The organism is Francisella sp. SYW-9 (assembly GCF_008711465.1).
Lineage (GTDB): Bacteria > Pseudomonadota > Gammaproteobacteria > Francisellales > Francisellaceae > Francisella.
In genome coordinates this window covers 1-1559 of sequence record NZ_VXKQ01000065.1, presented here as the reverse complement: position 1 = coordinate 1559, position 1559 = coordinate 1, and the positions used below count along the sequence as shown (strand labels likewise).

Genomic DNA, 1559 nt, shown 5'->3' with positions numbered 1-1559 from the left:
ATATAATATTCCATATATGTTAAGTGTGTTATTTGTTTCGCAAAACTATTTAAATACACTTAACATCTTTATGCAAAAATTTTGTTCATGGAACCTAGATAAAAATGTTAATTTTAAATTCTTTTGTATATCTTTGGTAACCCATATTTGTCTCCTTTTCTCAACACATGAGTGTCCCAAATTGGAGGGTATGATCAAACAGCCTTTTTATCATTAGATTTTATTTGAATTTTATTGCTATAAAATTACTAAAATTTATTAGGATATCTATATAAGCTATTATGTAATAGCATTATATAAACTAGATAATATATGATAAAAGCAATTAAAAAATATTTTTATTCATTAGTCTTAGTAGGATTTCTATCGCATTCTGCTTATGCTTGTACAGCAATTGCAGCTTCAGGAAAAATGGTTGAAGGTGGAGGGACTTTATTAGCAAAGAATAGAGATGCTAGTCCTTTTGAGTATGAGCAGCTTAAAGTTGTTAAGCCAAAGCAAGGATATAGTTATATTGCTTTAGTTTATGGAAAGACTAAAAATAATATGCCTTATATCTCAAGTGGTATAAATCAGTATGGTTTGGCTATCACAATGAATGACGAATCGAGTCGTCCAAATAAAGATAAAAATATAGGCAATGATGTTGCTAATACAATAAAAACAATTTTAATGAAGTATAAAACGATTAAAGATGTTCAAGAACATGCTCAATCTCTTTTTGGTAATAGTGAACTAGCAAATTATACGCTTAGTGATTCGACACAGGTTGCGAGTTTTCAAGTAGGTGCACATGACATGTATGCAGAGAAAGTTACTAGTAACGGAGTTGTTTGGAATACGAATTATTACAACTTAAAGCTTCTTAAAAAGCAAAATATAAAAATTCCATTTACAACAGCTGGTCGTAACAAAACATTACAGTTATGGTTAAAAAGAACACATACTCCTTACAAGATGGGAGATTTATATCAGCTTTTGGGAAGTTATTATAATGGTCCTTACAGCAGTATTAGTAGGGATGTTACTATTGCTAAATTTATGGTTATCAATCATAAAGGTATTATTAATGTATATGTAAACTTTACAAACTCTACTCAACGCTATATTGCTTACCGGTTTGATATTACACCTAAATTTTTTGAGTCTCAGAAAGAAGGAGAGATTAACAAAAAATATAGTATATTTGAGCAAATGAAAATATACATAGAGCAACAAAAAAAGAACTAACGTTAGGCTTTGTTTCTTAACCCCCTAAAGTTATAAATATGTTGTCAAATCTAAGTCAAAGAATTAGAATCAATCAATTTTAAAAACATAAAATACCAATGCCACATAAATACGCTGAATCAAAAGGTTGGCATGTTCCTAAACAAAAATATAAAATCACAAATTGGTCTGAATACAACAAAGCTCTAACAAATAGAGGTCGTATAGATATATGGCTTACTGAGGATGCAGTAAATAATTGGTATGAAAAAGATCAAAAGAATATTGGGGAAGGAACCCCACAACAATATACTGATTTTGCTATTAGAGGATAGCGTCCAAAAAAGTGT

1 protein-coding gene and 1 pseudogene are annotated in these 1559 nt (G+C 29.5%); both read left to right on the top strand.

The features are described 5' to 3' along the window. Positions 1–312: 312 nt before the first annotated feature. Entirely contained in the window at positions 313–1230 is a 918-nt protein-coding gene (locus F3D62_RS12535) for a carcinine hydrolase/isopenicillin-N N-acyltransferase family protein (RefSeq protein WP_150468580.1), read from the top strand. A 98-nt stretch (positions 1231–1328) separates the two neighbouring features. Continuing rightward, positions 1329–1535 (top strand): annotated as a pseudogene (locus F3D62_RS12530) (IS5/IS1182 family transposase); the annotation flags it as partial. Positions 1536–1559: the final 24 nt, after the last annotated feature.

Coding starts and splice junctions, on each gene's coding strand:
- F3D62_RS12535 (WP_150468580.1), top strand. CDS start 313: ATGATAAAAGCAATTAAAAAATATTTTTATTCATTAGTCTTAGTAGGA.